Origin of the sequence: Amycolatopsis sp. NPDC051045, assembly GCF_040682955.1 — a bacterium.
Taxonomy (GTDB): domain Bacteria; phylum Actinomycetota; class Actinomycetes; order Mycobacteriales; family Pseudonocardiaceae; genus Amycolatopsis.
On sequence record NZ_JBFBCC010000019.1, the window covers coordinates 121,452 to 136,645 of the forward strand.

Below are 15,194 nucleotides of genomic sequence, written 5' to 3' on the forward strand. Positions count from 1 at the left end.
CTGCTCCACGGGGTCGGGTGCGTGCCTGCGGCGTTGCCGGCGCGCGGCTGCCGGCGGCGGGTCCGTATCGCGGTGGCGGTCACCGGCTGCTCCACTGCGTGACGACCCGCGCCGGGACCCACCCCGAGAACCCGCCCAGCGGTGCAGCCCGCTCCACGCCGATCCTCAGCAGTTCCCCTCCGTGCTCCTCGTACGCACGGGCCAGGACCTGCTCGGCCTCCAGCGTCACCCCGTGCGCCACCACGCGCGCGCCGGTGGCCACGCACGCGTCCAGTACGCCCGGCGCCGTCACGCCGCCTCCGATGAAGACCGCGTCCGGTGCGGGCAGCGCGCTCAGCGCCTCCGGTGCTTCGCCTGTCACCACCTCCAGTTCCGGTACTCCCAGGTCCAATGCGTTCCGTCCGATCCGTTCGGCCCGTTCCGCGGACCGCTCGATCGCGATAGCGCGGTTCAGCCCGTTCAACCGCGACCATTCGATGCCGACGCTGCCCGCGCCCGCGCCGACGTCCCACAACAGCTCGCCGGGACTCGGCGCGAGGCGGGCGAGCGCCGACACCCGCAGGTCGCGCTTGGTCAGCTGCCCGTCGTGGGCGTACACGTCGTCCGGGATGCCGATCAGCGGCAACGCCGGACCCGCGCACTCCAGCGCGAACACCGTCAGCGGCCCGGGATCGCCGGCCCAGCCGTCGGAGACGCGCTCGTCGGGCCCGCCCAGGTTCTCCAACGCGATCAGCTCACTCTCGCCGTAACCCCGCACGGTGAGCAGGGAGCGCAGAGCGGGCGCGTCGGCACCCAGGACGAGCACTCGCCGGCGCGGCGCCAGTACCCGGGCGACGCGGGCCGACGACCGGCCGACGATGGTGACCACCTCGGTCTCTTCGGCGGACCAGCCCAGCCGTGCCCGGGCCAGTGTCACCGAGGAGAGCGCGGGCAGCGCTTCGACCTCGTATCCATGGGCCACCAGTGTGGCACCCACCCCCGACAAAAACGGATCGCCGCTGGCCAGGACGCAGATCTGCGCGCCTTCGTGCTCGGCGATGACCGCGTCCAGCCCGGGCAGCAACGGCGTCGGCCAGGGCTCAGCCGGGACCCCGTCGGGCAGGTAGCCCAGCTGCCGCGGCGCCCCGAGCACGACGTCGGCGGCGAGCACGGCGGCCTTCGCCCGTTCCGACAGGCCGGGCCAGCCGTCGGCCCCGATCCCGACCACGGTGAGGTGGGTCGCGGAGCCCTCCTCCGCAGCGGATCGACGTGATTCTTCGCGCACGATTTCCCACCCTAAGCGAGGCGGGCGCTGTGCGATGATCGGCCGGTCGCCGAGTGGAGGAGCGCTGTTGAAGCCGTACCCGTTCACCGCCGTCGTCGGGCTGCCCGACCTGCGCCTGGCGCTGGTCCTCTCGTCGATCTCGCCCGCCGTCGGCGGGGTGCTGGTGCGCGGCGAAAAGGGCACCGCGAAGTCGACCATGGTCCGCGCGCTCGCGGGCCTGCTGCCGGGCGTCGACGTCGTCGACGGCTGCCGGTTCTCCTGCGATCCCGCGGCCCCCGACCCGCTCTGCCCGGACGGCCCCCACGACGGCGCGAAGAACCACCGGCGGCCGGCCCGCCTGGTCGAACTCCCGGTCGGCGCGGCCGAAGACCGCGTCATCGGCTCGCTGCACCTGGAACGCGCCCTCGCCGAAGGCGTCACGGACTTCCAGCCGGGTCTCCTGGCCGCCGCGCACCGCGGCCTGCTCTACGTCGACGAGGTCAACCTGCTGCACGACCACCTCGTCGACACCCTCCTGGACGCCGCCGCGATGGGCCGCGCGACCGTGGAGCGCGAAGGCGTCTCGGTGTCGCACGCGGCGCGGTTCGTGTTGATCGGCACCATGAACCCCGAAGAGGGCGAGCTGCGGCCGCAGCTGCTGGACCGGTTCGGGCTGACCGTCGAGGTCGCCTCCAGCCGTGACCCGGAACAGCGTGTCGAGGTCGTCCGGCGCCGCCTGGCCTACGAAGCCGATCCGGACGCCTTCGCCGCGCAGTACGCCGAAGAAGACGCCCGGCTGGCCGCGGACATCGAAGCGGCGCAACGGCTTTTGCCGGCGGTGAAACTGCCCGACGACGCCCTCCGCCAGATCGCCGAGGTCTGTGCGTCGTTCGAGGTCGACGGCATGCGCGCGGACATCGTCACCGCGCGCACGGCGGTCGCGCACGCGGCGTGGGCCGGCCGCGACGAGGTGACCACCGACGACGTCCGCGTGGCCGCGCGGCTGGCGCTGCCGCACCGGCGCCGCCGCAACCCGTTCGACGCCCCCGGCATCTCGGAAGAGCAGCTGGAGCAGGCCCTTCAGGACGCCCAGCCGGATCCGGGACCCGAGGACGACGGCCCGGGCCCGGGCTCGGCGCCGCCGGAGGACTCCTCCGTACCGCAGGGTGGTGACGACGCCCCGCAGGGCCGGCCCCAGCCGAGCCAGGGCGGCGGGCAGCAGAAGACCGTCGGCGCCGGTGAGACGTTCAAGGCGCGCGTTTTCCGCGTCAAGGGCATGGGCGAAGGCGAGCGTGGACGCCGGTCGCGCGCGATCACCGACAGCGGCCGGACCATCGGTGTCCAGCCCGCGAGTGTCCGTGAAGGGCGGCCGCACCTGGTCGCGACCGTGAAAGCCGCGGCCCCGCACCAAAGAGCCCGCGGCCGCGCCGGCGCCCGGCTCGAGCTGCGCCCGGAAGACCTGCGGTTCGCGTTGCGGGAAGGCCGCGAAGGCAACCTCGTGCTGTTCTGCGTGGACGCGTCCGGCTCGATGGGGGCGAAGACGCGGATGCGCGAGGTCAAGTCCGCGGTCCTGTCGCTGCTGCTCGACGCCTACCAGCGCCGCGACAAGGTCGGGCTGGTGACTTTCCGCGGCGACACCGCCGAACTCGCGCTGCCGCCGACGATCAGCGTCGAGGCGGCCGCGTCCCGCCTCGAAGGCCTGCCGACCGGCGGCCGGACCCCACTGGCCGAGGGACTCCTGGAGGCGGCGCGGGTGCTGCGTGTCGAGGAGATCCGCGATCCCCGCCGCCGCCCGCTGCTCGTCGTCGTCACCGACGGGCGCGCGACCAGTGGCCCGGACGCCGTCGCCCGCGCCCGGACCGCGGCCGGGCTCCTGGCCGGCGTCACGACGATCGTGATGGATTGCGAGAGCGGCAAGATGCGGCTCGGGCTGGCCGCCGACCTCGCCGCCCACCTCGGCGCCGAGCACGTGCCGCTGGGTGAGGTCGCGGCTGAATCGTTGGCCGGCGCCGTCCGCGCCCGGACCGGAAGGGCCGCCTGATGCCACAGGGAAAACCTTCGGTGGTGCCGGCAGACGGCCTGAGCACGCGCCAGCGCCGCAACCGGCCACTGCTCGCCGTGCACACCGGCGAGATGAAGGGCAAGTCGACGGCCGCGTTCGGGATGGCGCTGCGGGCCTGGAACCAGGGCTGGTCGATCGGCGTGTTCCAGTTCGTCAAGTCGGCGAAGTGGCGCGTCGGCGAGGAAGCGGCGTTCCGTGCGCTGGGGAAGCTGCACGACGACACCGGCCAGGGCGGCCCGGTCGAGTGGCACAAGATGGGCGAGGGGTGGAGCTGGGCGCGCAAGTCCGGCACCGAGGACGACCACGCGGAGAACGCGCGTGAAGGCTGGGCGGAGATCAAGCGCCGGCTCGCCGCCGAGACGCACGGCTTCTACGTCCTCGACGAGTTTTCGTACCTGCTCAAGTGGGGCTGGCTCGACGTGGACGATGTCGTGTCCACTTTGGTCGCCCGGCCGGGGCACCAGCACGTCGTCATCACCGGCCGGTACGCGCCGCCGGAACTCGTCGAGGCCGCCGATCTGGTCGCCGAGATGACCAAGGTCAAGCACCCGATGGACAGCGGCCAGAAGGGCCAGCGGGGGATCGAGTGGTAGCGCGCGTGGTCATCGCCGCGCCCGGCTCCGGGCACGGCAAGACCACGATCGCCGCCGGGCTGATGGCGGCGCTGCGCGCGGCCGGGCACCGGGTGTCGGGGCACAAGGTCGGGCCGGACTTCATCGACCCGGGTTACCACGCCCTCGCCACCGGACGGCCGGCGCGCAACCTCGACCCGTTCCTCCAGGGCGAGGACCGGCTGGTTCCCCTGCTGCGGCACGGTTCCCGCGGTGCCGGCATCGCCGTCATCGAAGGCGTGATGGGCCTGTTCGACGGCGCGCTGGGCACCGAGGGCTACGCGTCGACCGCGCACGTGGCCCGGCTCCTGGACGCGCCCGTGGTCCTGGTCGTCGACGCTTCGGCGGCTTCGCGCAGCGTCGCCGCGACGGTCCTGGGGTTCGCCCACTTCGACAACCGCGTGCGGCTCGCCGGCGTCATCCTCAACAAGCTCGGTTCGCAGCGGCACCTCGACGAGATCGCCTCCGCCCTCGAAGCCACCGGCGTCCCGCTGCTGGGCGCCTTGTACCGCAACGAAGAGATCCACGCGCCGAGCCGGCACCTCGGGCTCGTCCCGGCGGCCGAACGGGCCGCGGAGGCCCAGCGCGTGCTGCCTTCGCTGGCCGCGTGGGTGACCGACGGCGTCGACCTCGAGGCGATCGTCCGGATCGCGTCGGGGGCTTCCCGCCTTTCGGCGCCGGCCTGGGAACCCTCCGGTGTGGACGGTCCACCGGTGACGGTCGCGGCCGCCGGTGGACCGGCGTTCACGTTCCGCTACACCGAGAACATCGAGCTGCTGGCCGCGTGCGGGGTCGAGGTCGTGGACATCGACCCGTTGCGGGATCGTGCCCTGCCCGAGGGGTGCGCCGGCCTGTACTTCGGCGGTGGGTTCCCCGAGGTGCACGCGGCCGAGCTGTCGGCGAACACGGCGTTGCGCGCCGAAGTGGCGTCCGCGGTCGAGCGCGGGATGCCGGTGAGCGCCGAGTGCGCGGGGCTGCTGTACCTGTGCCAGTCGCTGGACGGCGTGCCGATGGTCGGCGCGGTGCCCGCGGACGCCAAGATGACCGCCCGCGGCAAGCTGGGCTACCGGCGCGCGGTCGCCGTCGAGGACAACCTGCTGGCGCCGGCCGGTCAGCGCGTCACCGGGCACGAGTTCCACCGCACCGAGGTGACGCCGTCGCACGGCCCCTCGGCCGCCTGGGGCTGGGACCGGCAGCTGGACGGCTTCGCGTCGCCGACGCTGCACGCGTCCTACCTGCACGTCCACTGGGCCGGGTATCCGGAACTGGCCCGGCGGTTCGCCGCGCGGGTACGGGCGTATGGCTGATTACGACCTGCACCACCACGGCGACCGCGAGGTCGGGCCGGGGCTGGTCGACCTCGCGGTGAACGTCCGGTTGCCACGGCCCCCTTCGTGGCTGCGGCAGGAACTGGCGTCCGCCTTGGACTCGCTGGCCACCTATCCGTCTACCGTGGATGCGGTGCGCGCGGTGGCCGTGCGCCACGGCCGTCCGGAGTCCGAAGTCCTGGTGACGGCCGGCGCTGCCGAAGCTTTCACCCTGCTGGCCTCGGCTGTCCGGCCGCGCCGCGCGGTGGTCGTGCACCCGCAGTTCACCGAGCCGGAGGCCGCGCTGCGCGCCGCGGGGCACGCGGTCGAGCGGGTGATCCTGTCCGAAGAGGACGGATTCGCGCTCGACCCGGCCCAGGTGCCTTCCGGTGCGGATCTCGTGTTCGTCGGCAACCCGACGAACCCGACCTCGGTGCTGCACCCGGCTGCTTCGCTGCTGGCGCTGGCCCGGCCCGGCCGGCTCCTGGTCGTGGACGAGGCGTTCCTCGACGCGGTCCCCGGCGAGGTCGAGAGCCTGGCTTCCGGGCACGCGGGCGTCGTCGTCCTGCGCAGCCTGACGAAGACGTGGGGCCTGGCCGGGTTGCGGGCGGGGTACGTGCTCGCCGAGCCGGCCGTCGTCGCGCGGCTGCGGGCGGTGCAGGTGCCGTGGTCGGTGTCCACGTTGGCCGCGGTGGCGACGGTGGCGTGCTGCCGTCCGTCCGCTTTGGAGGAAGCGGAAAAACTGGCGGTGGCGGCGGAGACCGACCGGGAGTACCTGGTGTCGGGCCTGGCCGCGGAGGGGGTCGCTGTGCTGGGTGATCCGCGTGCGCCGTTCGTGCTGGTTCGCGTTCCGGGCGGGACGGCGCTGCGCGAGCGGCTGAGGGAAGCGGGTTACGCGGTGCGGCGGGGGGACACGTTCCCGGGGCTGGGGCCGGACCACCTGCGGCTCGCGGTCCGCGACCGCGCGACGACGGACGCGTTCCTGGCCACCTTGCGCAAAGTTCGCTAAACACCGACAGGGGGTTGTCGCGGCCGTCGCCGAGAGTGGGCGGAGACCGGGAAACACCCGGCTCGGCAGCGAAAGGAACGACATGCCCCGATTCAACGACGTCGCCTGGTTCGAGATCGGCGCCGCGGACCCGGCGGCCGCCGAACAGTTCTACGGTGACGTGTTCGGCTGGAAGATCGTGCAGGACGAGTCGGCCAGCACCGACGCGGCCTACCGCGTCATCGAGACCGGCGGTTCACGAGGTGGGCTCTTCGCGACGAAGGGGGAAATGCCGGATTACGCGGTCTTCACCGTGCTCGTCGAGGACGTCGAAGCCGCCTGCAAGCGGGCCGAGGCGGCCGGTGGCCGGGTGCAGCGGCCGCCGGCGGTCAACCCCGTCGGGGTGACGTTCGCGCACCTGCTCGATCCGGCGGGCAACCACTTCTCGGTGTTCACCCCGCCAAGCTGAGCTGCTCGACGTCGCCGTACGGGATGTCGAGGTCCTCGCGCCGCAGCCGACGGAACGTGGGCACCTCGGCCGTGACGGTCACCGCCGTGATCCGATCGGTGCGGAAGACGCGGATCTGGTCGCGCAGCCGGCACCACGCCACGAGGTACCAGTGGGTCGGTTTGCCGACGTAGGCCACCGGTTCGATCTCGCGCTGCGTCACGGCGCCTTCGCGGTCGGCGTACCCGATGCGCAGGACGCGGCCGGCGTCGAGCGCGTCGGCGATCTTGCGGGGCATCGGTGGCGGCGAAGCCGGGCTGAGGATGTGAACGCGGGCGGCCAGCTCCTGGGCCGCGGCGGCGTCGTCCCGGTGCATCGCCGCGACGAGCTTGCGCAGGGCCGAGCCCGCTTCCGCGCGGAAGGGGGTGCCTTCCAGGTGTTTCAGCGCGAGCGCCATGGCGACGGCCTCGCCGGGTGTCAGGTTGACCGGCGGCAGCGTGTAGGCCTTGTCGAGGCAGTAGCCGCCGGTGCGGCCGGGCTCGGCGTAGATCGGCGTGCCGGACTGCTGCAGGGCGCTGATGTCCCGTTCGATGGTGCGGACGCTGACCTCGAACCGGCCCGCGAGCCAGCGCGCGCTGCGTGGCCGCGGCGCGACGGCGCGCAGTTCTTCGACGAGGGCGTAGAGACGGTCGGTCCGGTTCACGCGGATCACTCTAGGGAGGAGGTACGACAATCTGGGCTAATCGCAGAGCTGCTTGAACTCCTTCGCACCGGGCCGCACGTGGAACCGGACCTCGTGGCCGAGCTGGTCGCGGAACACCGCGGAGTCCGGTGGGCCGAGCGTCATCGTGCCCGGTTGGTACGGATTGTCCCAGCCGGAGGGCGCGCTGCGCGCCGGGCCGATCAGCGGCGTTTCGGCCTCGTAGAACGTGGTACCGATCTTCGTCTCGTCGACACCGCAGTGCGTCAGGAGCGCGAAGTTCGGCAGGGTCACCGGGGTGGGGGAGGGGGCGGGCGGGGCGGCGGGCGTGGGCTCCGGCTCGGGCGGGGTGGCCGAAACGACGACGATCACGCCGGCCACGAGCACCGTCGCGGCGGCGGCCATCAGCGGTGCGGTGGCCGGCCGTCGCGGGGGCGCGGGCCGGACGTCCACGGTGTCGGCGAGGGCGTGGACGGCGCGACGGTCCTCGGTCATCGGAGGTCTCCTTCGATGGTGACTCCTTCACCTTGGTACACGCCGGACGGCCGCCTAGGTTGCCAGCGCGAGGAGGGCGGCCGCGACGGCGGCTTCGACCCCGGCGCCGAGGGTGTCGCCGGTGATGCCGCCGAGCCGCCGGGTGCACCTCCGCAGGAGGGCGGCGGCGGTGGCGTAGGCGAGGGCCACCGCCAGCAGCCCGCGCCACCACGGCAGGCCGGGGAGCAGCGTGGCGAGCCCGGCGGCGGCCACCCCGACCGCGATCGCGGCGGTGCGCGGCACGGATCCCGCAACGGTGGCGCCGAGCCCCTCCGGCCGCGCCGGCGGAACGCCCCGCGCGCACGCCATCGACAGCGTGCACCGGCCGACGAGGATCGCGGCGGCGGCGGCGATCCCGCTGTGCACGCCGGTGAGCGCGCCGGCCTGCACGAGCAGGACGAGCACGAGGGTCGCGACGCCGGTGGGGCCGGAGTCGCCGCGGCGCATGACGTCGAGGGCCTTGGCGCGGTCGTAGGAGGCGCCGAGGCCGTCGGCGGTGTCGGCGAGCCCGTCGAGGTGCAGGCCCCGGCTGCCGAGCGCGACGGCACCGAGGGCGAGAGCCGCGGTGGCGAGCGCGGGCAGCCCGGCGGCGGAACCCAGCCAGACGATCACCCCGGCCGCGGCGGCCAGCGGGAGGGCCGCAAGGGGGGCCAGGAGCATGGCGCGACCCGCAACCCGCCGGTCGATGATGCGCGGCGCGGGGACGGGCACGGTGGTCAGCGTGCCGACGGCCATCCGCGCGGCATCACCCCAGCGGCTCATGCCAGGTCGGCCAGCAAGCCCATGTCGGCCAGGATGGCCCGCGCCGCCCGCAGCGTCGGCACCGCCTGCACCGCGCCGCTGCCTTCGCCGAGGCGCAGCCCGAAGTCCAGGATCGGCTCCAACCCCAACGCCTTCAACGCGAACGCCTGCGAGGGCTCCGTGGAGCGGTGGCCGGCCAGCCACCACTGCTCCGCTCCCGGCGCGATGTCCCGCGCCACCAACGCCGCCGCGCCCGAAAAGACCCCGTCCAGCAGCACCGGAATCCTCAGCACGGCCGCCTGGACCAGGAAGCCCGCCGTCGCCGCGGCGCAGGCGCTGCCCAACGCCGTCAAGCGCTCGAACGGGTCCTCCGTGCGGCCCGCCGTCCGGGCCAAGGCCGCCGCGACCGCCGCCGTCTTCCGCTCCAGGCCCGCCGCGTCGACTCCGGTCCCGGTGCCGACCACCTCCGCCGCCGGGAGGCCCAGCGATGCCGCGACCAGTGCCGCGCACACCGCCGTGTTGCCGATCCCCATGTCGCCCGGGATCAGCACGTCCGCCTCGCGCTCCTCGAGCGCGATCGCCCGGCCCGCTTCGAACGCAGCCTGTGCTTCGCCCGGCAGCAACGCGTCCTCGACGTCGATCGAGCCCGAACCGCGGCGGATCTTGTGCGCCGTGACGGACGCCGGCACGTCCGCGCCGTCCCAGTCGACGCCGAGGTCGGCGACCCGCACCCGGGCTCCGACCTGGGCGGCCAGCACGTTGACGCCGCTCTTCCCGGCCAGGAACACCCGCACCATCGCCGCGGTCACCTCGCGCGGGTACGCCGAGAGCGCGGACACGCCGTGGTCGCCCGCGAAGACGACCACCCGGACGTCGTCCAGCGGGCGCGGTGGCACGCATCCGTGCGCCGCGGCGAGCCAGGCGGCGATCTCCTCCAGCCTGCCCAGCGCGCCGAGCGGCTTGACCAGGCCGTCGAGCCGCTCCAGCGCGGCGGTGCGGGCGGCGGGGTCGGGCACGGGTACGTCGAACACGGGCGCCTCCTGGCTACAGGTCGAGCGGCCGGCCCGCGACGACCAGCACGACCCGGTCGGCGTCGGCGGACACCCGGTTGTTGAGTGCGCCCAGCACATCACGGAACAGCCGCCCGGACGACGTTGCGGGCACCACACCGCTGCCGACTTCGTTGCTGACCGCGACCACCGGCACCCGCGCCGCGGCCCACGCGGCCAGGAAGTCCTCGAGCCGCTCGTCGAGGCGGTGCTCCCAGCCCGGCTTCTGCCGCCACGCGCCGACGTCGTCCAGCACGCGGGAGAGCCAGGTGCCGAGGCAGTCGATCAGCAGCGGCTCGGTCGCCGAGCGCAGGATCCCGGCCAGGTCGGTGGTCTCGACGGTCTTCCAGTTCGCCGGCCGCCGCGCCTGGTGCGCGGCCACCCGCGCGGCCCATTCGGGGTCGTCTTCACCCGCGGGCAGGCCGGGCGCGACGTAGACGAGGTGCGGGTGGTGGGCGACGAGCCGCTCGGCGTGCCGTGACTTCCCCGAGCGGACGCCGCCGAGCACCAGCACCTTGCCTTCGTCGTGCCCGTACCGGCGGAGGGTGCGAGCCAGGGTTTCTAGGTACCCGGCGAGCCGGTGGGTCAGCCCCGCCGAGGTACGTTTCCCCGCGGAGGCGGCAGTGGGCACAGTCATACCCGCATTCTGGTGCACGCGCTACCGTGCGCCACGTGCCACTCCGTCTAGGGACAACCGCGGCCGGACTCGTGACCGGATATGTAACCGACGCTCTGTTCGGTGACCCCCGACAGGGGCATCCGGTTGCCCTGTTCGGTACCGCCGCGGCCCGCCTCGAGCACCGCCTGTGGGCGGATTCGAAGCCGCGCGGAGCCGTGTACGCCGGGCTGTGCACCTTCGGTGCCGTAGGACTCGGGGTCGCGCTTCAGACGGCGACCCGGCGACGTCCTTTCGCGCGCTTCGCGGCCACGGCTGTCTGTACGTGGATAGTGCTCGGCGGACGCGGGCTCGCCGCCGAAGGCACCGAAATGGTCCGGCTGCTGGAAGCGGGCGAAGTGCCCGAAGCACGTCAGAGGCTCTCGCACCTCTGCGCGCGCGACGCGACGACGCTCGACACTGCCGAGTTGACCCGCGCGGCCACGGAGTCGATCGCCGAGAACACCTCCGACGCCGTGGTCGCGCCGCTGTTCTGGGGCGCCGTCGCCGGGATGCCGGGCCTGCTGGGCTACCGCGCGCTCAACACGCTCGACGCGATGGTCGGCTACCGCTCGCCGCGCTACCGCCGCTTCGGCTGGGCCGCGGCTCGCGCCGACGACGTCGTCAACCTGGTGCCGTCGCGCATCGGGGCCGCGCTCACGGCGTTGTGCGCGGGCGGCCGGGCGCGGGAGTCCTGGCGGGTGTGGCGCCGTGACGGCGGCCGGCACCCGAGCCCGAACGCGGGCCAGGTGGAGGCCGCGTTCGCGGGCGCGCTGGACATCCGGCTCGGCGGGACGAACAGCTACGGCGGCGAGGTGGAGAGCCGGGCCCGGCTCGGCGAAGGCCGCGATCCCGAACCGGTGGACCTGAGGCGGGCGGTGCGCTTGTCGCGCCGGGTGGGAGCGGCCGCGGTCGCGCTGGCCGCGGCGGTGGCCCGATGAGCGGCCTGCTCGTCGCCGGGACGACGTCGGATGCCGGGAAGAGCCTGGTCACGGCCGGAATCTGCCGCTGGCTGGCGCGCCGGGGCGTGCGGGTGGCGCCCTTCAAGGCGCAGAACATGTCCAACAACTCGATGGTGTGCGCCGACGGCGCCGAGATCGGCCGCGCCCAGTGGGTGCAGGCGCGCGCCGCGGGTGCCGAGCCCGAGGCGGCGATGAACCCGGTGCTGCTCAAGCCGGGCAGTGACCGGCGCAGCCACGTCGTCGCGCTCGGGAAGCCGTTCGGCACCCTCGAAGCGGGGGAGTACGCCACCGGGCGGGCCGGGCTGGCCGAGATCGCCTTCGGTGCCTTCCAGGACCTCAGCGCGCGCTACGACGTCGTCGTTTGCGAAGGCGCCGGCAGCCCGGCGGAGATCAACCTGCGCGGCGGCGACTACGTCAACATGGGGCTCGCGCGGCGGTTCGGGCTGCCGGTGCTGGTCGTCGGCGACATCGACCGCGGCGGCGTGCTGGCGGCGATGTTCGGCACCCTCGCGCTGCTCTCGGCGGAGGACCAGGCGCTGGTCGCGGGCTGGGTGGTCAACAAGTTCCGCGGCGACGTCGGGCTGCTGCGGCCCGGCTTGGACAGCCTCGAGAAGGTCACCGGGCGGCCGGTGCTGGGCGTGCTGCCGTGGCTCGACCGGGTGTGGATCGACTCGGAGGACGCCCTCGCCGCGGCGGGCTGGCGCCGGGAAGCGCACCACCGCGGCCTCACCGTGGCGGTCGTCCGGTTCCCGCGCGCGTCCAACGCCACCGACGTCGACGCCCTGGCCGCCGAACCCGGGGTCACCGTGACGCTGACCGCCGACCCCGACGTGGTCGCGGCGGCGGACGTCGTGGTGCTGCCCGGATCGCGCGCGACGGTGGGCGACCTGGCCTGGCTGCGGGACCGCGGTCTGGACACCGCGGTGGCGGCCCGGGCGGCGGCCGGGCGGCCGGTGCTCGGCATCTGCGGCGGCTACCAGATGCTCGCCGAGTCCATTGTGGACGAGTTCGAATCCGGGGCGGGCCGGGTGGCGGGCCTCGGCCTGCTTCCCGCGCGGGTGACGTTCGCCGCGGAGAAGGTGCTCGCCCGGCCGTCGGGGACCTGGCGAGGCCACCGGGTGGACGCCTACGAAATCCACCACGGCACGGTGACCACCACGACGCCGGCGGAGTCCTTCCTGGACGGTCTGCGCACCGGAGCGGTCTGGGGCACGATGTGGCACGGCGCGTTCGAGAACGACGCCTTCCGCCGCGCGTGGCTCACCGAAGCGGCGGCGCAGGCGGGCGCCGCCTGGACCCCGGCACCGGACGCCCCCGGCTTCGGCGAGCTGCGCGAGGAAATGCTGGACAAGCTGGCGGACGCCGTCGGCGAGCACCTGGACACGGGGGTGCTGCGGACGCTGCTGGAGCGGGGCGCGCCGCCGGACCTGCCGTTCGTCCCGCCCGGCGCGCCCTAGCCGGGCCAGGGGCCGGTGAGCCGGCCGGAGCGTGCCTGGACTCCGCACGTGGCGGTGCGTGCCCCGGCCGCCCGGTCCGGTGGATCCGGACCAGCGCGACGATGCCGAAGATCATCCCTGAGCAACGCCGTGATCCCGAAGAACCCCAGCACTCCGGTGATCAAGGACGCGACCGCGAGATTGTCCCGCTTGGCGGGCGCGGCCGACTCGGGCTCGGTCATGTTTCCCCCTCGAGACTCCCCTGGGAGAGCCTAAAGGGACGAACCGGTCGGCGGGCTGACGATTCGTCTCAGGCGGCGACGGCGCTGCGCCGGTGCACCGCCTTCTCCGCGAACGCGCCGAACGCCAGGCCGAGCGCCAGCCACAGCGTCACCTGGGTGCCGACCGACGCCGTCCGGAAGCTCCACAGCGTCGAGGCCGGGAAGGTCGCCGGGACCTCGTCGACCACCGGTAGCAGCCAGGCCACCACGCCGATCACGGCCAGGTAGCCCGCCGCGGCGAGCAGGAAACCGTTCCACGCACCCAGGCGGTCCGCGAGCTTGCGGCCGAACACCGTGGCGAGGATACCGGCGAGCAGGGAGACCGCGACGAAGCCGAAGTACAGCTCCGTCCGCGAGCCGATCGTGCCCGGCTGGCCCACCGCGGGCGGGTTGGCCGGGTACTTCAGGAACGGCACCAGGAACACCACGGTGAACGCGCCCGCGGTGAGCAGCAGCGCCGTCACGCGCGGACGCAGCGAGCCGAGCCGGCCCTGGGCGAACGCGAAGGCCAGCGAGAGCAGCCCGCCGATCGCGACGCCGTAGACGAGCACGCCGGTCAGCAGCCCGAGGGTGCTCTGGATGTCCCGGGGGACGAGTTCTTCTTGGGCAGGGGCGGGAGCGTCGTGGGAGTGGGCGTGCGAGTGACCGCCGGACTCCTCGAGCCCGATGGCGGTGTTCACCGACGGCTCACCGAAGGCGTAGGCGAACCCGAACGCGAGCACGCCGGCGATCAGGCCCGCGAGCATGCCGCGGACCAGCAAGGTCTTCATCATGGGAGTGCGTGCCCGCCGATCAGTGGCAGGGGAAGGCCAGCAGGTGCCGGCCGTCGTGCACGAACTCGTGGACGTAGGAGTTCGCGAACACCGCGGTGGCGCCCTGCTCGGCGCTCACGAAGTAGAGCGCGATCAGGGCGAGGAGCACCACGAACACCGCCCACGGCACGATCTCACGGATCGGGATGCGGATCGGGAGCGGAACGGCGGGAACTGCCGTCTGGGTCATGGCGTGGCCTCCTCGGGCTTTCGCGGCCTCATCGGGGTCGGTCACGACGGTCCGGGTCTGGCTTCCCCCTGGCGGGGGTCACAGTGGCGCGACCGCGCGGACTTGCACCGCGTTCCGGAATCCGTCGTCTGGCCGGTTGAGCGTAGGTCCGCCGTTCGGGCTGCGTCAATGTGACAATGCCGCGGTGACTCGAATGGTGGCGGCCCTCGACGTGGGCGGTACGACGATCAAGGCGGCGTTGCTCGACGAGCAGCTTCAGCCGAAGGCGGCGCTGCGCGCGGAGACGGCCCGCGGCGCGGACGGGACGGCGCTGGCCGCGCAGGTCGCGGACATCGTGGCCGCGCTGGCGGAGCAGGCGGGCACCGGACGGCCGGCGGCGGTCGGCGTGGTGGTGCCGGGGATCGTCGACGAGCAGACCCGCGTCTGCCACTTCTCGGCCAACCTCGACTGGCGTGAAGTCCACTTCGGTGAGCTCCTGGAAGATCGGCTGGGGCTGCCGGTGGCTTTCGGCCACGACGTCACCGCGGGCGGCGTCGCCGAGTTCCGGGTGGGGGCGGGCCGGGGCGCGACGAACGCGGCGTTCATCCCGGTCGGCACCGGCATCGCGGCCGCACTGCTGCTCGACGGCCGGATCCACCGCGCGCACGGGCAGGCCGGCGAGGTCGGGCACATCGACGTGGGTCACCCGGGCCGGTGCGGCTGCGGCGCGACGGGCTGCCTGGAGGCGATCTCGTCGGCGGCCGCGATCGCCCGCCGCTACACCGAGCGCACCGGCCGCCCGGCCGACGGCGCCCGCGAGGTGGTGGAGCTGGCCCGCCGCGGTGACGAGGTCGCGGTCGCGGTGGTCCAGGACGCGCTCGACGGGCTCGGCCACGGGATCCGGACGCTGCTGACCCTGCTGGGCCCGGAGGTGATCGTGCTGGGCGGCGGCCTGTTCACGGCGGCCGACTACGTGCTGGAGCCGGTGCGGGAGTGGCTGGCCGCGCACCTGACGTTCCAGAAGCTGCCGGAGCTGCGGATCGCCGAGCTGGGCGACGAAGCCGGGCGGCTGGGCGCGGGGCTGCTGGCGTTCGACCTGCTCGACGCCTGACAGAGATGATGTTGGGGAGCACCTCCCGGCGGGGTCTGACCCGACGCCTGACTGACTCCGGGTCCTTACCGGGATATGTCGGCCT

General features: G+C 73.9%; 16 protein-coding genes. 8 read left to right on the forward strand and 8 right to left on the reverse strand.

Annotated elements, in window-relative coordinates:
- Positions 1-79: 79 nt before the first annotated feature.
- Entirely contained in the window at positions 80-1,264 is a 1,185-nt protein-coding gene (gene cbiE, locus AB0M80_RS34525) for a precorrin-6y C5,15-methyltransferase (decarboxylating) subunit CbiE (RefSeq protein WP_364573339.1), read from the reverse strand.
- A gap of 67 nt (positions 1,265-1,331) precedes the next feature.
- Between cbiE and AB0M80_RS34530 the strand changes: the two genes are divergently transcribed.
- From AB0M80_RS34530 to AB0M80_RS34550, 5 genes are all read left to right on the forward strand, one after another.
- A complete protein-coding gene (locus tag AB0M80_RS34530) occupies positions 1,332-3,284 on the forward strand; it encodes a putative cobaltochelatase (RefSeq protein ID WP_364573341.1) in 1,953 nt (650 codons plus the stop codon).
- Positions 3,284-3,898: a cob(I)yrinic acid a,c-diamide adenosyltransferase gene (cobO, locus tag AB0M80_RS34535; RefSeq protein ID WP_364573343.1), complete on the forward strand. Its 615-nt coding sequence runs from the start codon at positions 3,284-3,286 to the stop codon at positions 3,896-3,898. The genes AB0M80_RS34530 and cobO overlap by 1 nt, the downstream gene beginning before the upstream one ends.
- 5 nt (positions 3,899-3,903) lie before the next feature.
- On the forward strand, positions 3,904-5,223 hold the full coding sequence (locus AB0M80_RS34540) for a cobyrinate a,c-diamide synthase (RefSeq protein ID WP_364573344.1): 1,320 nt from the start codon (positions 3,904-3,906) through the stop codon (positions 5,221-5,223).
- Positions 5,216-6,232, forward strand: coding sequence for an Rv2231c family pyridoxal phosphate-dependent protein CobC (gene cobC, locus AB0M80_RS34545; RefSeq protein ID WP_364573345.1), 1,017 nt, complete (start codon positions 5,216-5,218; stop codon positions 6,230-6,232). Before AB0M80_RS34540 ends, cobC begins: the two co-directional genes overlap by 8 nt.
- A gap of 82 nt (positions 6,233-6,314) precedes the next feature.
- Positions 6,315-6,680, forward strand: a complete 366-nt coding sequence (locus AB0M80_RS34550; protein ID WP_364573347.1) for a VOC family protein — start codon at positions 6,315-6,317, stop codon at positions 6,678-6,680.
- Here the strand turns inward: AB0M80_RS34550 and AB0M80_RS34555 are convergent.
- From AB0M80_RS34555 to AB0M80_RS34575, 5 genes are read right to left on the reverse strand one after another with little or no spacing between them, the layout of a single operon-like run.
- Positions 6,664-7,362, reverse strand: coding sequence for a YafY family protein (locus AB0M80_RS34555; RefSeq protein ID WP_364573349.1), 699 nt, complete (start codon positions 7,360-7,362; stop codon positions 6,664-6,666). The genes AB0M80_RS34550 and AB0M80_RS34555 overlap by 17 nt on opposite strands.
- A gap of 36 nt (positions 7,363-7,398) precedes the next feature.
- Positions 7,399-7,854: a hypothetical protein gene (locus tag AB0M80_RS34560; protein ID WP_364573351.1), complete on the reverse strand. Its 456-nt coding sequence runs from the start codon at positions 7,852-7,854 to the stop codon at positions 7,399-7,401.
- Between the two features lie 54 nt (positions 7,855-7,908).
- A complete protein-coding gene (locus tag AB0M80_RS34565; protein ID WP_364573353.1) occupies positions 7,909-8,655 on the reverse strand; it encodes an adenosylcobinamide-GDP ribazoletransferase in 747 nt (248 codons plus the stop codon).
- Positions 8,652-9,665 carry a nicotinate-nucleotide--dimethylbenzimidazole phosphoribosyltransferase gene (cobT, locus tag AB0M80_RS34570; RefSeq protein ID WP_364573355.1) on the reverse strand — a complete coding sequence of 338 codons (1,014 nt, stop codon included), beginning with the start codon at positions 9,663-9,665 and terminating at the stop codon, positions 8,652-8,654. Before cobT ends, AB0M80_RS34565 begins: the two co-directional genes overlap by 4 nt.
- A gap of 13 nt (positions 9,666-9,678) precedes the next feature.
- A complete protein-coding gene (locus AB0M80_RS34575; protein ID WP_364573357.1) occupies positions 9,679-10,320 on the reverse strand; it encodes a bifunctional adenosylcobinamide kinase/adenosylcobinamide-phosphate guanylyltransferase in 642 nt (213 codons plus the stop codon).
- Between the two features lie 35 nt (positions 10,321-10,355).
- Between AB0M80_RS34575 and AB0M80_RS34580 the strand changes: the two genes are divergently transcribed.
- Positions 10,356-11,279: a cobalamin biosynthesis protein gene (locus AB0M80_RS34580; protein ID WP_364573359.1), complete on the forward strand. Its 924-nt coding sequence runs from the start codon at positions 10,356-10,358 to the stop codon at positions 11,277-11,279.
- Positions 11,276-12,757, forward strand: coding sequence for a cobyric acid synthase (locus AB0M80_RS34585; protein WP_364573361.1), 1,482 nt, complete (start codon positions 11,276-11,278; stop codon positions 12,755-12,757). The genes AB0M80_RS34580 and AB0M80_RS34585 overlap by 4 nt, the downstream gene beginning before the upstream one ends.
- Positions 12,758-13,046: 289 nt before the next feature.
- On the opposite strand, the gene AB0M80_RS34590 is transcribed toward AB0M80_RS34585, so the two are convergent.
- Both AB0M80_RS34590 and AB0M80_RS34595 read right to left on the reverse strand, forming a co-directional pair.
- Complete coding sequence (locus AB0M80_RS34590; RefSeq protein WP_364573363.1) at positions 13,047-13,790, reverse strand: CbtA family protein; 744 nt, start codon at positions 13,788-13,790, stop codon at positions 13,047-13,049.
- Between the two features lie 19 nt (positions 13,791-13,809).
- Complete coding sequence (locus AB0M80_RS34595) at positions 13,810-14,019, reverse strand: CbtB-domain containing protein (RefSeq protein ID WP_020640414.1); 210 nt, start codon at positions 14,017-14,019, stop codon at positions 13,810-13,812.
- Between the two features lie 193 nt (positions 14,020-14,212).
- On the opposite strand from AB0M80_RS34595, the gene AB0M80_RS34600 reads away from it, so the two are divergent.
- A complete protein-coding gene (locus AB0M80_RS34600) occupies positions 14,213-15,109 on the forward strand; it encodes an ROK family protein (protein WP_364573369.1) in 897 nt (298 codons plus the stop codon).
- Positions 15,110-15,194: the final 85 nt, after the last annotated feature.

What these genes read in the sequence shown, in the direction of transcription:
- cobO (WP_364573343.1), top strand. Translation starts at nt 3,284, where the DNA reads ATGCCACAGGGAAAACCTTCGGTGGTGCCGGCAGACGGCCTGAGCACG.
- cobC (WP_364573345.1), top strand. Translation starts at nt 5,216, where the DNA reads ATGGCTGATTACGACCTGCACCACCACGGCGACCGCGAGGTCGGGCCG.
- AB0M80_RS34550 (WP_364573347.1), top strand. Translation starts at nt 6,315, where the DNA reads ATGCCCCGATTCAACGACGTCGCCTGGTTCGAGATCGGCGCCGCGGAC.
- AB0M80_RS34560 (WP_364573351.1), bottom strand. Translation starts at nt 7,854, where the DNA reads ATGACCGAGGACCGTCGCGCCGTCCACGCCCTCGCCGACACCGTGGAC.
- AB0M80_RS34565 (WP_364573353.1), bottom strand. Translation starts at nt 8,655, where the DNA reads ATGAGCCGCTGGGGTGATGCCGCGCGGATGGCCGTCGGCACGCTGACC.
- AB0M80_RS34575 (WP_364573357.1), bottom strand. Translation starts at nt 10,320, where the DNA reads ATGACTGTGCCCACTGCCGCCTCCGCGGGGAAACGTACCTCGGCGGGG.
- AB0M80_RS34585 (WP_364573361.1), top strand. Translation starts at nt 11,276, where the DNA reads ATGAGCGGCCTGCTCGTCGCCGGGACGACGTCGGATGCCGGGAAGAGC.
- AB0M80_RS34590 (WP_364573363.1), bottom strand. Translation starts at nt 13,790, where the DNA reads ATGATGAAGACCTTGCTGGTCCGCGGCATGCTCGCGGGCCTGATCGCC.
- AB0M80_RS34595 (WP_020640414.1), bottom strand. Translation starts at nt 14,019, where the DNA reads ATGACCCAGACGGCAGTTCCCGCCGTTCCGCTCCCGATCCGCATCCCG.
- AB0M80_RS34600 (WP_364573369.1), top strand. Translation starts at nt 14,213, where the DNA reads ATGGTGGCGGCCCTCGACGTGGGCGGTACGACGATCAAGGCGGCGTTG.